Source organism: Campylobacter ureolyticus ACS-301-V-Sch3b (assembly GCF_000413435.1).
Lineage (GTDB): Bacteria > Campylobacterota > Campylobacteria > Campylobacterales > Campylobacteraceae > Campylobacter_B > Campylobacter_B ureolyticus_A.
Map to the genome: position 1 here is coordinate 160773 of NZ_KE340327.1, position 16877 is coordinate 177649.

23 protein-coding genes are annotated in these 16877 nt (G+C 26.8%); 4 read left to right on the plus strand and 19 right to left on the minus strand.

Annotated features, from left to right (window positions below; translation table 11 throughout):
- Positions 1 to 35: 35 nt before the first annotated feature.
- Genes cmoA through HMPREF9309_RS05995 form a run of 10 tightly spaced genes read right to left on the minus strand, consistent with a single transcriptional unit; the run spans position 36 to position 8678 of the window.
- Positions 36 to 743 (minus strand): carboxy-S-adenosyl-L-methionine synthase CmoA, encoded by a 708-nt coding sequence (cmoA, locus tag HMPREF9309_RS05950; protein ID WP_016647017.1) that lies wholly within the window; start codon positions 741 to 743, stop codon positions 36 to 38.
- The gene (locus HMPREF9309_RS05955; protein WP_016647018.1) at positions 740 to 1558 is read right to left on the minus strand and encodes a bifunctional riboflavin kinase/FAD synthetase; all 819 of its coding nucleotides are present in this window, start codon (positions 1556 to 1558) and stop codon (positions 740 to 742) included. Before HMPREF9309_RS05955 ends, cmoA begins: the two co-directional genes overlap by 4 nt.
- Positions 1540 to 2073, minus strand: coding sequence for a lipocalin family protein (locus HMPREF9309_RS05960; protein WP_016647019.1), 534 nt, complete (start codon positions 2071 to 2073; stop codon positions 1540 to 1542). Before HMPREF9309_RS05960 ends, HMPREF9309_RS05955 begins: the two co-directional genes overlap by 19 nt.
- The gene (gene tlyA / locus HMPREF9309_RS05965; protein ID WP_016647020.1) at positions 2042 to 2740 is read right to left on the minus strand and encodes a 23S rRNA (cytidine-2'-O)-methyltransferase TlyA; all 699 of its coding nucleotides are present in this window, start codon (positions 2738 to 2740) and stop codon (positions 2042 to 2044) included. The genes HMPREF9309_RS05960 and tlyA overlap by 32 nt, the downstream gene beginning before the upstream one ends.
- Positions 2741 to 2749: 9 nt before the next feature.
- Positions 2750 to 4699 (minus strand): NAD-dependent DNA ligase LigA, encoded by a 1950-nt coding sequence (ligA, locus tag HMPREF9309_RS05970; protein WP_016647021.1) that lies wholly within the window; start codon positions 4697 to 4699, stop codon positions 2750 to 2752.
- Positions 4700 to 4721: 22 nt separating this feature from the next.
- On the minus strand, positions 4722 to 5858 hold the full coding sequence (folP, locus tag HMPREF9309_RS05975; RefSeq protein ID WP_016647022.1) for a dihydropteroate synthase: 1137 nt from the start codon (positions 5856 to 5858) through the stop codon (positions 4722 to 4724).
- A 3-nt stretch (positions 5859 to 5861) separates the two neighbouring features.
- Positions 5862 to 6476 (minus strand): DNA polymerase III subunit delta', encoded by a 615-nt coding sequence (locus HMPREF9309_RS05980; protein WP_016647023.1) that lies wholly within the window; start codon positions 6474 to 6476, stop codon positions 5862 to 5864.
- Entirely contained in the window at positions 6473 to 7015 is a 543-nt protein-coding gene (locus HMPREF9309_RS05985) for a HobA family DNA replication regulator (RefSeq protein ID WP_016647024.1), read from the minus strand. Before HMPREF9309_RS05985 ends, HMPREF9309_RS05980 begins: the two co-directional genes overlap by 4 nt.
- Positions 7015 to 8214: an aspartate kinase gene (locus HMPREF9309_RS05990; protein WP_016647025.1), complete on the minus strand. Its 1200-nt coding sequence runs from the start codon at positions 8212 to 8214 to the stop codon at positions 7015 to 7017. Before HMPREF9309_RS05990 ends, HMPREF9309_RS05985 begins: the two co-directional genes overlap by 1 nt.
- Positions 8214 to 8678: an RNA pyrophosphohydrolase gene (locus HMPREF9309_RS05995; protein WP_016647026.1), complete on the minus strand. Its 465-nt coding sequence runs from the start codon at positions 8676 to 8678 to the stop codon at positions 8214 to 8216. The genes HMPREF9309_RS05990 and HMPREF9309_RS05995 overlap by 1 nt, the downstream gene beginning before the upstream one ends.
- Positions 8679 to 8799: 121 nt before the next feature.
- Here HMPREF9309_RS05995 and hemW point away from each other — a divergent pair, with 121 nt between their 5' ends.
- From hemW to queA, 4 genes are read left to right on the plus strand one after another with little or no spacing between them, the layout of a single operon-like run.
- Positions 8800 to 9864 (plus strand): radical SAM family heme chaperone HemW, encoded by a 1065-nt coding sequence (gene hemW, locus HMPREF9309_RS06000; protein WP_016647027.1) that lies wholly within the window; start codon positions 8800 to 8802, stop codon positions 9862 to 9864.
- 46 nt (positions 9865 to 9910) lie between these two features.
- The gene (gene tatB, locus HMPREF9309_RS06005; RefSeq protein ID WP_016647028.1) at positions 9911 to 10378 is read left to right on the plus strand and encodes a Sec-independent protein translocase protein TatB; all 468 of its coding nucleotides are present in this window, start codon (positions 9911 to 9913) and stop codon (positions 10376 to 10378) included.
- Positions 10371 to 11105, plus strand: coding sequence for a twin-arginine translocase subunit TatC (gene tatC / locus HMPREF9309_RS06010; protein ID WP_016647029.1), 735 nt, complete (start codon positions 10371 to 10373; stop codon positions 11103 to 11105). The genes tatB and tatC overlap by 8 nt, the downstream gene beginning before the upstream one ends.
- Entirely contained in the window at positions 11102 to 12121 is a 1020-nt protein-coding gene (queA, locus tag HMPREF9309_RS06015) for a tRNA preQ1(34) S-adenosylmethionine ribosyltransferase-isomerase QueA (protein ID WP_016647030.1), read from the plus strand. The genes tatC and queA overlap by 4 nt, the downstream gene beginning before the upstream one ends.
- A gap of 4 nt (positions 12122 to 12125) precedes the next feature.
- Here the strand turns inward: queA and HMPREF9309_RS06020 are convergent, their stop codons facing one another.
- The 9 genes from HMPREF9309_RS06020 to HMPREF9309_RS06055 all read right to left on the minus strand — a co-directional run bounded on the left by HMPREF9309_RS06020 (position 12126) and on the right by HMPREF9309_RS06055 (position 16823).
- Positions 12126 to 12611 (minus strand): hypothetical protein, encoded by a 486-nt coding sequence (locus HMPREF9309_RS06020; protein ID WP_016647031.1) that lies wholly within the window; start codon positions 12609 to 12611, stop codon positions 12126 to 12128.
- 18 nt (positions 12612 to 12629) lie between these two features.
- Positions 12630 to 13130, minus strand: coding sequence for a hypothetical protein (locus HMPREF9309_RS06025; RefSeq protein ID WP_016647032.1), 501 nt, complete (start codon positions 13128 to 13130; stop codon positions 12630 to 12632).
- Positions 13131 to 13229: 99 nt separating this feature from the next.
- Positions 13230 to 13406 carry a hypothetical protein gene (locus HMPREF9309_RS09160; RefSeq protein ID WP_016647033.1) on the minus strand — a complete coding sequence of 59 codons (177 nt, stop codon included), beginning with the start codon at positions 13404 to 13406 and terminating at the stop codon, positions 13230 to 13232.
- A complete protein-coding gene (locus HMPREF9309_RS06030; RefSeq protein WP_016647034.1) occupies positions 13403 to 14065 on the minus strand; it encodes a nucleotidyl transferase AbiEii/AbiGii toxin family protein in 663 nt (220 codons plus the stop codon). Before HMPREF9309_RS06030 ends, HMPREF9309_RS09160 begins: the two co-directional genes overlap by 4 nt.
- On the minus strand, positions 14062 to 14364 hold the full coding sequence (locus HMPREF9309_RS06035) for a hypothetical protein (protein WP_034907898.1): 303 nt from the start codon (positions 14362 to 14364) through the stop codon (positions 14062 to 14064). The genes HMPREF9309_RS06030 and HMPREF9309_RS06035 overlap by 4 nt, the downstream gene beginning before the upstream one ends.
- On the minus strand, positions 14361 to 15176 hold the full coding sequence (locus HMPREF9309_RS06040; RefSeq protein ID WP_016647036.1) for a nucleotidyl transferase AbiEii/AbiGii toxin family protein: 816 nt from the start codon (positions 15174 to 15176) through the stop codon (positions 14361 to 14363). Before HMPREF9309_RS06040 ends, HMPREF9309_RS06035 begins: the two co-directional genes overlap by 4 nt.
- Positions 15164 to 15487, minus strand: coding sequence for a hypothetical protein (locus tag HMPREF9309_RS06045; protein ID WP_016647037.1), 324 nt, complete (start codon positions 15485 to 15487; stop codon positions 15164 to 15166). The genes HMPREF9309_RS06040 and HMPREF9309_RS06045 overlap by 13 nt, the downstream gene beginning before the upstream one ends.
- Positions 15484 to 16320 (minus strand): Fic family protein, encoded by an 837-nt coding sequence (locus HMPREF9309_RS06050; RefSeq protein WP_016647038.1) that lies wholly within the window; start codon positions 16318 to 16320, stop codon positions 15484 to 15486. The genes HMPREF9309_RS06045 and HMPREF9309_RS06050 overlap by 4 nt, the downstream gene beginning before the upstream one ends.
- Positions 16320 to 16823 carry a hypothetical protein gene (locus HMPREF9309_RS06055; protein WP_016647039.1) on the minus strand — a complete coding sequence of 168 codons (504 nt, stop codon included), beginning with the start codon at positions 16821 to 16823 and terminating at the stop codon, positions 16320 to 16322. Before HMPREF9309_RS06055 ends, HMPREF9309_RS06050 begins: the two co-directional genes overlap by 1 nt.
- Positions 16824 to 16877 lie beyond the last annotated feature (54 nt).

The following is a 16877-nucleotide window of genomic DNA, read 5'->3' on the forward strand; positions in this document are numbered from 1 at the left end:
TTTTCCTTAGGCTGCAAATTTATAATTTTGTTTTTTTAATTCTTAATCGCCATAAATGAGGCAAAGTTTCCCCATTTAAAGATAGTTTCTACTACTTTAAATCCAACATCTTTTAATAATTTTTTATTTTCATCTTCGCTAAAAGGTATAAGAACATTTTCTAAAGCTTGTCTTTTTTGAGCAATCTCATATTTTGAATAGCCATTTTTTTCTTTATATTCTTCATAAATTTCTATCATATTTTTAGATAGCTTTTTATCTTCATGAAGAAGCTTTTCACTAAGTATGAAAATTCCGCCCTCTTCTAGTCCATCATATATTTTTTTTATAAAATTTACTCTTTTTAAAGGACGAATAAATTGTAAAGTGTAATTTAAAATAACAGCATTGGCACTATTAAACTCAAAAGTTAATGCATCTGCTTCTATAAAATTAACCTTGCTTCCATACGCCTTTGCTTTATTTTTTGCAATTTCTTGCATAGCTTTTGAATTATCAACTCCACAAAGTCTAAATTTTGGATTTTTTTCAAATAGTTTAAAAAGCAAAGCACCAGTTGAGCAACCAAGATCAATTATAAAAGCTTGATTATCTAGATATTTTACTAGAATTTGAGTTATTAAATTTGATGAAACATCATAAAATGGTACCGATCTACTTATCATATCATCAAACACACTTGCAACATTTTCATCAAATTCAAATTGTTTTAAAATTGGTTGTTTGAAAATTTCATCTTTCATAATTCATCCTTTTTTAAAATATCTTGCGCTTTTAATATATCTTTTGAAATTTGAAATTTTAACTCATTTAGATTTTCAAATTTTTTATTATCTCTTATAAAATCTTTAAATTTTATTGTAATTTTACCATTTATTTTGTCTTCACTAAATGGCTCTATTATATGTGTTTCAACACTAAATTTATCATCTGTTGAAAGCCTATTTCCTATAAAAGTAACACTTTTAAAGTCTTTATTATTTAGATTTGTAAAAGTTGCATAAACGCCATTTTTTGGTAAAAAATAGTTACTTGTATCTAAATTTATAGTTGAAAAAAGCTCTTTTTTACCTAAACCTTGACCTTTTATCAAATTTCCTTTTATCTCATAAACTCTATCTAGTAGTAAATTTGCCATTTTTATATTAGCTTTTTTTAAAAATTCCCTTATTTTTTCACTATGAATTGAAATGTTATTAATCTTTTTTTCATTGACTATAACAACTTCACCATCAAAAATATTTTTTAAAAAAATAGCATCCGCACTTCTGTTTTTTCCAAATTTAAAGTCATATCCAACAACTATTTTTTTTAAATTTACAAACTCATTTTTTAAAAGTTTTATAAACTCTTCTGGATTTAAATCTTTAATATCATTAATTTTTTTATAAAAAATAGGTAAATTTATAAAATATTCTCTTTTAGGAGTTAGTTTTAATCCATCATTTTCAATGACTAAAACTCCACCATCAAAGCAATGTGAAAAAAGAGCTTTATGCCCTAAGTGAATGCCATCAAAATGCCCAATGGCAAGAGATTTTATTTTTGATTTATCCATTTAATATCTTCAACATTATAGCCATCTTTTTTGGCATTTTCTAAATAAATTGCCTCAATTAATGCTGGAATTTGCTTAGTTCTTGATAATATATAAAGTTTTTTATGATCTTTTCCATAAATTAAAGCATATTTATAGGCATCTATTTTTACTATATATAGTGGCTCATAAACAAGTCCGAATTTTGAAATCTCAATCATACTTTTATTATCATCTAAGCCAAATCTTGCCTTATATTCATCTTTTACAACTTTGTTATCTTTTGTAGTAGAGCTTTTAATAACTTTTATCTCATTGTTATATACGCTGAAATTTATAGTTGAATTTGTTAAATTTGCATCATTCATAGAAGCTATTTCATACCAAGTTCCACTAAATTTATAGATATCAAAGTCCCCTTTTATAACTCTTTTTGGTGTAGTTAAATTTGCATTATTACAGCCACTTAGTAAAATTAAAGCTGTAAAGCATACTAATAAACCCCTATTTTTTAAAAAGGTAAAAATACTCTTCATTTCCATTTTTTCCTTTTAGTTTTGATTTTTCTTTTTTTAGCATTATAAGTCCTTGTTTTGCAGCATTTAGTTCAAATTTATTCATAGCTTTTAAAATAGCTTTTTCATCTAAAACCCTGCCCTTTTTATCTCTTTTTGCCTCCACGCCAACTTCAAATTGTGGTTTAAACAAAATTATAGCAAACTCCGTAAAAAGCTTTGATAGTTTTTCAATTACCAAATTTAATGAGATAAAACTTATATCACAAGTTAAAATATCAAAAATTTCTTTATTTTCAAAGTTTTTTATATCTAAATTTTCATAAACAAAAACTCTTTCATCTTTTTTTAATGTTTCATCTAGTTGGTCTGTTCCAACATCAACACCAACAACTTTTTTAACATCATTTTTAAGTAAAATCTGTATAAAACCTCCAGTAGAGCTGCCAACATCAATAACTGTTTTATTCTTTAAATCTAAATCAGTATCTTTTAGAAATTCTTTAAGCTTAAAAGCTGCACGAGAGACATAAATTTCACTCATTATTTCAACTTTTGCATTATCAATATCTAAGCTGTTTTTTTCTAAAAGCTCACCATTTATTAAAATTTTTTTATCTTTTATAAATTCACTTGCTTTGTTTCTACTTATATTTAAAGCATTTGCTACATACAAATCAGCTCTCATTTTTACTCTTTAAAACTCACTTTCTAAAAGCTTTAAAAACTCACTCTCATCTATAACTTTAACACCAAGTTTTAATGCGTTTTCTAATTTGCTTCCAGCTTCATTTCCGCAAAGCAAAAAATCAGTTTTTTTAGAAACTGAGTTTGTAACTTTTGCACCATTTTCTAAAAGTAAATCTTTAAAATAATCCCTGCTTTTACTTAAAGTTCCAGTTATAACAACAGTTTTATTACTAAATACACTATTTTTAGTTTCAAAAACTGATGGTTTAGGGTTTATGATATTGGTTAAATTTATAATTTTTTCCATATTTGTTTCTATAAACTCAACCAAACTCTCAGCCATTGCTTCCCCAAAGCCATCAAGATTTAAAAAATCATCTTTTTTAGCATCAATCCACTTTAATCCAAAACTTTCATCCAGTTTTTTTGCTGCAACTTCGCCTATATGTTCAATCCCCAAAGAAGTCATAAAACGATAAAGTGGAGAATTTTTAGAGCTATTAATGGCATTTAGTAAATTTGCAATTTTTTTATCTTTAAAGCCTTCTAAATTTTCTAAATCTTCTTTTTTTAGATTATAAATATCTGGAATTTTTGCTATTTTTCCCTCTTCAAAAAGTGTTTTTACGATAGCTTCACCAAGTCCGTCTATATTCATGCACTTTTTGGAAGCAAAATAAATAAGTGAGTTTATAACTCTTGCTTTACAATCAAGATTTTGACACTTTACAAACACACCCTCATCAAGTAAATGTGAGCCACAAACTGGACAAGTTGTAGGGCGTGAAATTTCTATCTGGCTTCCATCTCGCCTATCTTTATAAACACTTGTTATTTTTGGTATTACATCGCCACTTCTTATGATATTTACAAAATCATTTTTCATAAGTCCTAGGCGTTTTATCTCATCAAAGTTATGAAGAGTTGCGTTTTTTACAACAGCGCCATCTATTTCAACTGGCTCCAAAACTCCAACTGGAGTTACCACCCCACTTCTTCCAACTTGCAAAGCAATATCTTTTAGTCTTGTTACTTTTTCAACTGCTTTAAATTTATAAGCCACCATAAATCTTGGAAATTTAACAGTATATCCAAGCTCTTGGCATTTTGAAAGCAGATTTATTCTTATGACCATTCCATCCATTAAGATCTCTTTATCATCTCTTTTTGCGACTAAATCATCATAAGCTTTAGCAATTTCATTTTTAGTTTTACAAACTCTTATAAAACTATCTTGTAAAAAACCAAGATTTCTTATAAAACTCATAATCTCAAAATGAGTTTTAAAACCTAGTTCATTATAGCCTGCATCCCAAGGAATAAATTTAAGTTTTCTTTTAGCAACGATACTGCTATCAAGTTGTCTTAGGCTTCCAGCTGCTGCATTTCTAGGATTTGCCAATGGAAGTTCACCATTTTTTGAACGCTCTAAATTTAACTCGTCAAAATCACTTTTTGATATTACAACTTCACCTCTTATCTCTATTTTTCCTGTATAATCAATCTTTAATGGAATACTTTTTATAACTTTTGCATTTTGTGTTACATCTTCGCCAATTATCCCATCACCTCTTGTTGCAGCACTTTTTAAAATGCCATTTTCATAGAGTAAATTTAGACTTGCTCCATCAAATTTTGGCTCACAATAAAACTCAAATCCAGCTTTTTCACCTCTTTTTAGCCAAGATATTAGCTCATCATCGTTAAAAATATCCTCCATAGACCACATTTGATTAATGTGAGCTAGTTTTTCAAACCCATCACTTATAGCTCCGCCTATTTTTTGTGTTGGAGAATACTCTAAAATTTCATTTTTGTTTTGTGATTCATACTCTAAAACTTTATTATAAAGACTATCATACTCTTCATCACTTGCCAAAGGGGCATCTTCTGTATAGTATGCCCTAGCCCATAAATTAAGCAAATCAATTGCTTTTATATACTCATCTCTTGTCATGTTATCACCAAAAAATAATTTTTTACCAAATAGATATTTTATTCATCGCTTCATGTAATTTAAACATTTGAGAATGTTCAAAAACATCATGTGTTCTTATTATGGTTGCACCATTTTCATAAGCCTTTAGGTGCAGATATAAACTTCCTGCAAGTCGCTCATCAACTTCGCTTTTAGAATAATAATTTATTACACTTTTTCTACTTGCCCCTACAAAAAGTGGCAAATTAAAATGTAAAAAATGCTCTAAATGTTTGATTAAAAAAAGATTATCACTTGCGCTTTTGCCAAAACCAATACCTGGATCAAGCACAATATCTTTAACACCATAACTATAAATTTCATCTAATTTAACTTTAAAAAATTCATCAATTTCATCTATCAAATCATCATATTTAGGATCTTTTTGCATATTTGTAGGATCACCCTTCATATGCATTAAAGAATAAGTTACGTTGTATTTTTTTGCCAATTTACAAAGACTTAAATCCGCACTTATATCATTTATAAAAGTAAAACCGTGATTTAGTGCATATTCAAGGCAGTATTCATCAAAACTATCAAGGCTAAATTTTGCTTTTTCATATAAATTCAGTCTGTAAATTTCATTAATAATATCTTTTATTCTTCTAAATTCTTCATCTCTTCCACAATATTTACTTCCTGGCCTACTAGAAACTCCCCCTAAATCAATATAGCTTGCACCATCATTAATTTGTTTTTCGATTCTTTGTATTCCAGTTTTTGTATTTACCCTACTTGCTTTATTAAAACTATCTTCATTTATATTTACAACACCCATTATTTCAGGTTTTTTCGGTTTTATAAAATCTTTTTTTATAAATTTAGATAGATCTTTTAAACCAAAATCTTGCAAAGCTTCTTTTTTAGCCAAACTAGCAAGTTGCTTATCATTAGCCATTAAAAGTGCATTCCCAGCACCTTGCCCTAAAATCGCACTTCTTTGACAAACAAGCTCCGCGCCAATACTTAAAGCATCTTGCTTTAATATATTTGCAGCTGGATCTTTAATATCTTTTATATAAAAAAAGCTTAAACTTGCCTTTTTTTCCATAAGTTTTTCGCCAGTTTTTTCAGGTTTAATAAATTTGCAAATTTTATTAAAATTTGTTTTATTATCTATCTTAAATATCTTCAAAATCTATCTCCTAGTATCCATTATCATAAGTAAAAGTGGTGTTAAAACTGCTCTTGTTTTAGTATTTAAATTAATTAAAATCATAAGTTTATTTATATGATTAAGCTCTTCTTCGTTAAATTTTATTCCACTTTCAAAACACTCCCTTACAATAGCACAAAATAAATTTTGTAAGGCTATTTTATCAAGAGTGCCCTCTTTTTCAAGTTCTATTTGTTTATTTAAAAAATTATTTATATCATTTAGGCTTAAGCTTTTAAAATTTAGTCCTGTTTTAGGCAAAACTTGTTTTATAAAATGATTTTCTATAATAAGCCTTGATCTAATAGTTGGTAAAAATACATTTTTGCTATTACTAACTAAAATAAACTCAATATTCTTAGGAGTATTTTCTAAAATTAAAAGAAGTGAATTTTGTGCTTCAACTCTAAATTTATGCCCTATTAAAACTATAATTTTTTGATTTTTTTCAGCTATATAGGCTTCATCTTTTGCGGCATTTGTATCTTCTAGTAAAATTTCACTTTTTTCAAATATTCTTAAATTATTTCTTCCAAATTTATTAATTAAATTTGATTTAATAAGTTCAAAATCTCTACAAATTATGATTTTATTCAAAGCACTATCTCATCAAATAAAGCCGCACTAATACTTGAGTTAAAAAGTTTAAAAAGTTGAATTAACTTAATATCTAAATTTTCATCTTTGCCATCAAGATAAAAAGCATTTTCACTATGCTCATCAATTAACCACATATAGCTACTTTCATTGCTTTTTGCAATTTGTGAAAAAGATGTTCCACCACGACCTATATAAAAAAACAGATAACCTTTTGGAAAAGCAAGGCTTAACATATCATCAAGTAGTTCAACGCCCTCTTTCGTATTTATCTCATTTAAATTTGCAAACATTGAACGAAGTGAGAAAAACGGCAAAATTGGTCTTTCATTATCACTTTTATTAATATTTGTTAAAAGATATCTTTCAAACCAACTTCTTTGCTCATCACAAAAAACTAAAAAAGCAACTCCATCGAGTAAAAATCTTATCCTTGATGCGGTTAATGGAGACCACTCTTCTCTTCTATCCTCCATCCACGCCGACATCAAGGCGTCTTTTCTAATTTTTGTTAAGCTCCACTTATAAAGATCTTGCATTATTTATACAACTCATAAGCTTCGTGAAGTATCCTAACGGCAAGTTCGCCATATTTTGCTTCAACAATTATTGAAATTCTTATCTCACTTGTTGAGATCATCTGTATATTTATGCCATTTTTTGCTAAAGTCTCAAAAGCTAAAGCAGCAATTCCGCTATGTGATTTCATGCCAATTCCAACAATTGAAACTTTTACTATATTGCTATCACTTTCTACACTAAAACTATCATCTAAATTTGATAAAGCTTTTAATGTTTGGTTAAGTTCGTTTTCAGGCACAGTAAAACCTATGTTTGCAACACCATCAGTTCCTATATTTTGGATTATCATATCAACATTTATCTCTTGAGTTGAAAGAATTTTAAAAATTTTTGCTGCAACGCCAGGTTTATCATCAACATTTCTAATTGTAACTCTTGCTTGGTTTCTATCAAGTGCAATTCCGCTTATTATAGCGCCTTCCATCTTTTTCTCTCCTGTTATAAGTGTTCCATCGTTTTCATTAAAACTACTTCTTGTAACTAAATTTATATTTAATTTTTTTGCTAACTCAACTGATCTATTTTGTAAAACTTTAGCACCTAAGCTTGCAAGCTCTAACATCTCATCATAGGTTATTTTATCTAGCTTTCTAGCCCTTGGCTCAATTCTTGGATCTGTAGTATAAACACCATCTACATCAGTATAAATTTCACATAAATCAGCTTTTATAGCTCCAGCTATTGCAACAGCTGAAAGATCACTTCCCCCGCGACCCAAAGTTGTTACATCTCCGTTTTTATCAACTCCTTGAAAACCAGCTATTACAACTATTTTATCATCATTTAAAGCTTCATTTATAGAGGTTGGGTCAATTAGTTCAATTTTAGCTTTTGTATGAAAACTATCTGTTTTTAAACCTGCTTGTCTTCCACTAAAAGCTACTGCTTTATAGCCTAGCTCTTGGAGTGCAATAGCTAAAAGCGAACTTGTAACTCTTTCTCCAGCACTTAAAAGCATGTCAAGTTCTCTACTGCTTGGATTTTTGCTAAAAAACTCAGCATAATCAATTAATTTATTTGTAACACCACTCATTGCTGAAACAACAACAACAATTGCGTTTCCCTCATCTTTTCTCTTGGCTACTCTCTTAGCCACCAAATTTATTCTTTCAAGTGTTCCAACGCTTGTACCACCATATTTTTGGACTATTAGCATTATATATAACCTTTATCTTTAAAATAGTTTAAAACCTTTAAATAAGACTCTCTTTTAAAAGATCTTACATTCTTATCAATTTCATCAAAACTCACAAAATTATAATCATTAAATTCGGGAATTTCGGTATTTAGTTTGATTTTAGCATTTTTTTTAAGTCTTACTAAGAAATATTTTTGAATTTGACCGCTATATGGTTTCATTTTTTCCAAAACATCTTCTGGAAAATCATAACTAAGCCATTTTGGATATTCTGCAATAATTTCCACTTTATCAGTTCCTATTTCTTCTTTTAACTCTCTAAAAAGTGCCATTTTAGGAGTTTCACCTTTGTCAATTCCACCTTGTGGAAACTGCCAAGCATCTTTTATATCAACTCTTTTTGCTAGAAAAAATTTCATTTCAAAAGGATATAAAGATGACATTATAATAGCTGCGACATTAGGTCTATAGTTTTTTTCCATTTACAATCCTAAAATTTTTTATAGATTTTAGCTAGTGTTTGTTTAGATTTATGTTAAATTTACTAAATTTACTAAATTTTTATATAATTTTTTTTAAAAAAATTTTAAAAAAGAGTAAATTTTGCACATTTATATACATATTCCATTTTGTGCTAAAAAGTGTCCTTATTGTGCTTTTGGCTCAAGCGATAAAGAATTTAATCTAGTAGATGAATATTTTAATGCTTTAAGTTTTGAGATAAAAAACAGACCTTTAAGTAAAATTTCAACAATTTTTGTAGGTGGTGGAACACCAAGTGTTATAAAATCAAGCTATTATGCCAAAATTTTTAAGTTATTTGAGAAGTTCTTGGATGATGATAGTGAAATAACATTTGAAGCAAATCCAAACTCGGCAAATTTGAAATGGCTTAAAGATTTAAAAGACATTGGGGTAAATAGAATAAGCTTTGGAACGCAAAGCTTTAATGAAAAGAAGTTAATTTTTTTGGGAAGAAATCATACGAAATTTGATACTATAAAAGCTGTTGAAAACGCTAAACTAGCTGGATTTAAGAATATAAATGTAGATTTAATTTATGCAACTAAATTTGATTCTAAAAAACTACTTGAAGATGAAATTTTAAATTTAAAACAACTAGAACTTTCTCATATTAGCGCATATTCTCTTATTTTAGAAAAAAATACTAAATTTGAAGATAAAAAAAGCTATCAAAAAGATAGTGTAAACTTAGCAAAATTTTTATTTAAAAAACTTGAAGAGATTGGTTTTAATCAGTATGAAATTTCAAATTTTGCAAAAGTAAATCCAAGTGGAGTTTGTAAACATAATCTTGCTTATTGGCAAGGAAAAAATTATATAGGTTTTGGTGCTTATAGTGTTGGGTTTAAAGACAATAAAAGATTTTATGCCTTAAAAGATACAAAATCATATATAAAAAATCCAAATTTTAGAGATGTTGAGAGTTTAAACAATAATGATTTAAAACTTGAAAGACTATTTCTAGGATTTAGATCAATTGTTGGGGTAAATGAAAATTTGCTAAACAAAACTGAACTTAAAAAAGCTCAAATTTTAGTTGATGAAAATAAACTTTTCTTAAAAAATGGAGTTTTTTATAATAAAAATTATTTATTAGCTGATGAAATAGCCCTTTTTATAAATGATAGTTTTACACTAAATTAAAGAAAAACTGATAAAATAACAAATTATTTTTTTAAAGGACTAAATTATGTTTGGAATAAGTTTTCCTGAAATTTTAGTCATTGCCATAATCGCTGTTTTAGCACTTGGTCCGCAAAAACTGCCAAAAGCAATGGTTGAAATCGCCAAATATCTAAAAATTATAAGAAAAACAATAAATGATGCAAAACAAAGTTTTGACCAAGAAGTAAGAATTGCAGAACTTAAAGAAGATGCAAAAAAATATAAAGAAAGTATCGCAAAAACAAAAGATGATATCAAAAAAAAGCTTACTTTTGAAGAACTTGAAGAGCTTAAAAGTGGTATAAATAAAGTAAAAACAGGGGTTACAACAAGCTTATCTGATATTAAAAATGAAATTGATGAAGTTAAAAAAATGCCAGAAAATATATTTGAAAATAAAACTGAAAACTCAAATGATAATAAAAGTGAAAATTTGACAAAAAATAATATAGAAGAAAAAAATAGCGATTTAAAAAAGGATGAAAATGTTTGAAGATTTAATCCCACATTTAGTTGAACTTAGAAAAAGACTATTTATAGCAGCTATGAGCGTTGTAGTAGGCTTTGTAGTATGCTTTTTATTTTGGGAAAATATACTTGATTTTTTACTTGCTCCACTTGAGGGAGTTTTACCTCCTAGTAGCAATGTTATCTTTACTCATCCAGCAGAAGCTTTTTTTACAGCTATGAAAGTATCATTTTTTGCAGGGTTTTTACTCTCTTTGCCAGTTATTTTTTGGCAACTTTGGCTTTTTATAGCTCCAGGTCTTTATGATAATGAAAAAAAATATATACTTCCATTTGTTGCAAGTGCTACTATTATGTTTTTAATTGGCTCATCATTTTGTTATTTTATAGTACTTCCTACGGCGTTTGATTTCTTAATAAACTTTGGTGGAGATACCTTTACCGCGCTTCCAAGAGTTGGTGAGTATATAGGATTTTTTATAAAACTTATTTTAGCTTTTGGAATTAGTTTTGAACTTCCAATTATTACATTTTTCTTAGCTTTAATAGGGCTTATTACAGATAAAGATTTAGCAGGATTTTTTAGATATGCAATAGTTATAATTTTTATTTTTGCTGCAATTATGACACCACCTGATATATTTAGTCAGTTTATGCTTGCAGTGCCCTTAATTTTACTTTATGGTGTTTCTATTTTTATAGCAAAAACAGTAAATCCACAAAAACCACTTTTTGAAGATGAAAAAAAATGAATAAGCTTGATAATATAAATTCGTATGATTATTATTTACCAAATGAGCTGATAGCAACAACTCCGATAATGCCAAAAGAAGAAGCAAAGCTTTTAGTATATGATAGGAAAAATAACTCTATATCGCATCATAAATTTGGTGATTTACCTGAAATTTTACCACAATGTGACATCATCTTTAATGATACAAAAGTTATAAAAGCAAGAATTTACGGCACAAAACAAAGTGGTGGAAAAATCGAGCTTTTAATTAATCGTCCTTTAAGTGATGGAAAATTTAGTGTTTATATAAAAGGCAAGGTTAAGCCTTTTGATAAGCTTTATTTTAATGAAAATTTAATTGCAAAAGTACTTGAAATATTCGATGATGGAAGTAGAATAGTTGAGTTTTATAGTGGTAATAAAATTTTAAATTTGAGTGAAGTTTTTGAAATTTTAAATAAAATTGGTCATATCCCACTTCCGCCATATATAAAAAGAGATGATACCAAAGATGATGAAATTTGGTATCAAAGTGTTTTTGCAAAACACTCAGGAGCTGTTGCAGCCCCTACTGCATCGCTTCATTTTAGTGATGAAATGTTAGAAATTTTAAGAAAACAGCACGAAATTTACTATCTTACTTTACATGTTGGAGCTGGAACTTTTAAAGGTGTTGAGTTTGAAGATATAAATAAACATATTATGCATTCAGAATATTTTAATATTCCAAACAATACAGCTGAAATTTTAAAAAGCAATCGCCCTATTTTAGGTGTTGGAACAACAGTAACAAGAGTTGTAGAAGACTACGCTAGAAACCATGTTTTAAATGGAGAATGTAAACTGTTTTTAAATTATAAAAATCGCCCAATTAGACAAAACTATCTTTTGACAAATTTTCACTTACCTAAATCGACTTTAATTATGCTTGTAACTGCGTTTATAGGATATGAAAAGACTATGGAAATTTACAAAGTTGCAGTAGATGAGAAATATAGATTTTACTCGTATGGCGATGCGATGTTGATACTTTAAAAATCTATTTTTCAAGTAAAGAAATCATCTCTTTACTTGCTCCATTATTTCTAGCATAATCTAACAAGCTTACTTGATTGTAATTTTTATCTAAAACTTTGTTTTTAAAGTTAAAATTTGATATTTTTAGAGCTTTCATACAATTTATTGAGTTGTTGTCTATAATCTCTTTTGCAATGCTGTAAATGCTGTTTTCTTCTGAAAAGCTGTTTATATCTATATTAAGCTCGTTTAATACTTTTAACATTGATTTAAAGCCCTCATCATCATCTATTTTTATAACATCACTAAAAGCGTTAGGCAAAATTTCCCAATGAAAATATTTATTGAGTTCAGCTCCCTCTCTACCACTACTAGAGTTTATGCTTTCTTTTATATTTTTGATCTCTACTAAATTTTTATTAAAAACTTCTGAATTAGATTTTATATCCAAATTTGCACCATATAAACTAAATGCTAAAAAGCAACTAATTAATACTATTTTTTTCATTTTTTATCTCCTAAATTTTTATTGCCCATTTTCCTTAAAATCATCTTCTAAAAGCCATTTTTTATTTTTCTTCATAAAAATAATTGATTTAGTTAAAATAATAAAAGATATAAGAAATACCAATATACATAAAATAGGAATTATTATAAAAATGCCATCACCAAAAGAAATAAAAAAAGCAAATATAAAAAATATAGCCATACCTAAAAACATATAAAAAGCATAAGCTGAAATTAATGCTAATCTACTTGAAAAATCATCTCTGCTCTTAGTTAAATTTTTTATAGTTAAAACTTCATTTTTTTCAAAAGGTAGATTTACATACAATAATTTTATTTTGTCTTTATCGTCTATTATTTTTGACTTCATAAAGCTTAAAGTATAATTTTTGTCATCAATATAAAAATTTAAATTACTATGATTATCTGTTTTTATATTTTTTCTATTTCCTGTAACATTTGTAATATTTTCTATGTTTGTATCACTTACAATACCTATTGCTTTGTTAAATTTAAACATTTTCTATCCTTTATATAATTACTTTGTTGTATAAAATTATACAACACTCAAACTTAAAAACCATATCAACTTAAATTTATATTAAATTATAACTATTAATTATTTTAAACTATCAAAATATCTTTGTAAAATCACCATTGCTGAAAGACTATCAAGCTTGCCATCTTTTTTCTTATGATTTGCCACGCCAAACCCCCCTGCTAAATATTCTAAAACACTAGGCGAATGTGCGAATAAAAAAAATGGTAAAATCATTAATAAAGTTATCTTTTTCATTGTTTATTCTTTCTTATATTTAGGTTTTTGTTATCTTTTTTATCGGTCTCAAACATATTATTTTTGAAATTTAATACACTTTGTATTAATATGTCTCTGTCTTTTGTTTCAAGCCTATACAGATTCCCATCTTCAAAATATGTTAAATTTTTAAGAACTTGCGACGCTGTAAAATCAGTCCCAAAAAAATCAAACATTTTATTTATTCCTTCTTCAATAGTTATTTGTCCTGTTTTTAGGATTTCAACTATATCTATATAGTCCTTATACTCAGCCCTATCAAAGGTTGCTTTTAATTTTGTAGCCAATAGGCTTTTTAAATTTGCAACTTCCAATACATCATCTAAAATTAAGCTATTTTCTTTGATTGCAAAATCTATATCTCCAAAAAAAGATAGTTTTACTTCGTTTTTTAAAAATACTAGAGTATTTTCTTCATTTTGTAACATAGTGTCTGATTTTAAATTTTTTAAAATCTCATCTTTTAATTTTTCATCTAACCTATTTGAAGTAAAAAAATCAAAATCGATTGACTGTCTATGTCCTAACTGTAAGGCAATAGCGGTTCCACCAAATAAAATAAATCCCTTATTTTTTAAAAAAGATAGATTTTTATATATTTCTTTTTGTTCTTGTGGAAGAATCTCATAATATATCATTTTATATTCCTTGTAGGAAATGGCTTAATATCTAGCTTTAAAAAAGTATGCCAAAATACCCAGTTTTTTTTATCAAACCACCCAGCTTCAGCACTATTTAAAACATCTTTTAATCTATCTTTTAAGGATAAAATTACTGCATAGTCATTGATATCAGCATATCTCATAGCATAAGCTATTATTTTATTGGGATTGTTTTTTATTAAATACTCTTTGTCATACCAAATATATTTAGAAAGATATTCAATTTTTTCTTTTTCAGACATTTTAGTTCTCTTTTTTAAGGCTATCTTTTTCATTGTTTATTCTTTCTTATATTATTTGATTTATTTTTAGTTGTTTGTTCTTTGTCATCTTCAAAGATTTTATTAAAATCACTGCTTAAATTTTTGATATCCTCTAAATTGTCTTTTAAAGAATTTGTATTGTTGTATTCTGATTTTATATTTTCAAGTGAAAAATAATTTTTAAAAAAACTTTGTGAATTTTTCTTAAAATCATTTAAAATTTTATTTGATTTTACTGGTAAATTATGGATATTTATTTTTGTAATATTAAGCTTCGTAAAACTCATCATATTGGCACAAATTTCTTCTAATGTAGTTGCACTTTTGAGTTGTAGATTTTTATATCCCTCATACAAATTTATATCGAAATTTTTCAAAATCAAATATAAATCAAAATAATCTCTTATTTCATCTCTGCTATAACTAGCGTCTAATTTATTTATAAAAATATTTTCTATATTATCAATCAAAAAACCATTTTCTTCTATAAATTTACCAATATGCTTAGTGCTGTCATAAACTAGGTCTATTTTTAAATTTTCATCAGTTATTAATCTTTTAAAACCAAAACTATCGATTAAAATATCAAATTTAACTCCATTTTCTTTTAAAAAAGAGACAAAGTCATTGATTTCAGCTCTTGCACTTACACTTTGTTCTACTGTAAAAAGGTCTAAATCATCTGAGTATCTATAATCGTTGAAAATAAATCTATTTAATGCAGTTTCACCTGTTAAATACAAACCTATTCTACTTTTAGCAAGTAAGTTAAGTATTTTATCTTGAGCATTATACAAAGCTTTATATTTATCTAAAAGTTCCAATTTCTAGCCCTTATATCGTGTGAATTATCAATATATAAATTTATTAGGCAGTCAAGTCGTCTTTTTAAAAATCTATGGTTAAAGCTACTGCTTTTTAACTTAGTTTCTTTTTCTTTTATAAACTCCACAATATACTCATCTTTGATAATAGACAAATCTATAAGCAAAGAGGTAGAGTTTTGAAAAATTGCACTAAAAATCATTCTTGCAAAGTCTTTATTGTCTATTTCTTTTAATAAACTCTCAGGTGTAAGATTGATATTTCCCCAATAGCAAGTTTTTAAAATGTTATTTGCAATTTCTTGTTTCATTGTCTATTCTTTCTTATATCATTTGACCTGTTTTTAGTTGTTTGTTCTTTGTCATCTTCTTTGTGTTTTGTTTGATTTACTACATCTAAAATAAATTTTGCTGTTTCTTTTACTTCTTTTTGTATAAAAGCCACAATATCAGAAAAATCTTCGTTGTTTCCTACATTTTCCAAAGCTTCGTAATAATCAGCCCTATCCTCTTTTTTAATGATTGCCATAGGATAACCAACTTTTAATAATTCAGTATTTAATAACAGTCTTGCTGTTCTACCATTTCCGTCTATAAAGGGGTGAATTCTTGCAAATTTTGTATGTAAGATTGCACTTCTTATCACAGGGTTTAAATTTTCTTTTAAGGCTTCATTATGCCAAATTAATAAATCTTCCATTTCTTTTTCTAGCAAATAAGGTGGAGTTGTTTTATGGGTTGAGCCTGTAATAAAAACAGGGACATTTCTAAAAATTCCTGCATATTTTTCATTCTCACTTCCTTTTAAAAGTAGGTAATGAAAATCTAAAATATCTCTTTTTGATAATGGTGTTTTTTCTTTAATTAAATCTTTTAAAAACTCTATTGCCTTTTGATGATTAATTATATCTAAGTGGTCTTTAAATGGCTTTCCTTTTGCAGTTATGCCACTTTCAAGTAAAACCTTAGTTTCTGACAAAGTTAAAGAATTTCCCTCTATTGCATTGCTTTCTTGGTTGTATAGAAGCATTAAATGTTTTTCTAAAGAAATAGCTGTTTCCTTAGGCAAAGGTCTATAGCTATCTAATTCTTTTTTAAGCTCTTCTAATTCATTGTCTATTTTATAGCTAACTATATTTTTCATTACTTATCCTTAAAATCATCTTCTAAAAGCCATTTTTTATTTTTCTTCATAAAAAATAATGAATATGCCATAATAAACATTATAAGTAACAAAGAAACTATAGATAAAAACAATAAAATAGTAAAAAATTTGCTAATATCTTCACTAGAACACATTAAAAAAAATATGAGAATTAAAAAAAATGTTGGAATACATAAAGATATTATTGTAAAAAATATTTTTAAAAATCTCGAATTAAAATCATTTCTATTCTTAGTTAAATTTCTTATAGTTAAAACTTCATTTCTTCCAAAAGGTAAATTTACATATAATAATTTTATTCTGTCTTTATCGTCTATTATTTTTGACTTCATAAAGCTTAAAGTATAATTTTTGTCATCAATATAAAAATTTAAATTACTATGATTATCTGTTTTTATATTTCTTCTATTTCCTGTAACATTTGTAATATTTTCTATGTTTGTATCACTTACAATACCTATTGCTTTGTTAAATTTAAACATTTTCTATCCTTTATATAATTACTTTGTTGTATAAAATTATACAACACTCAAACT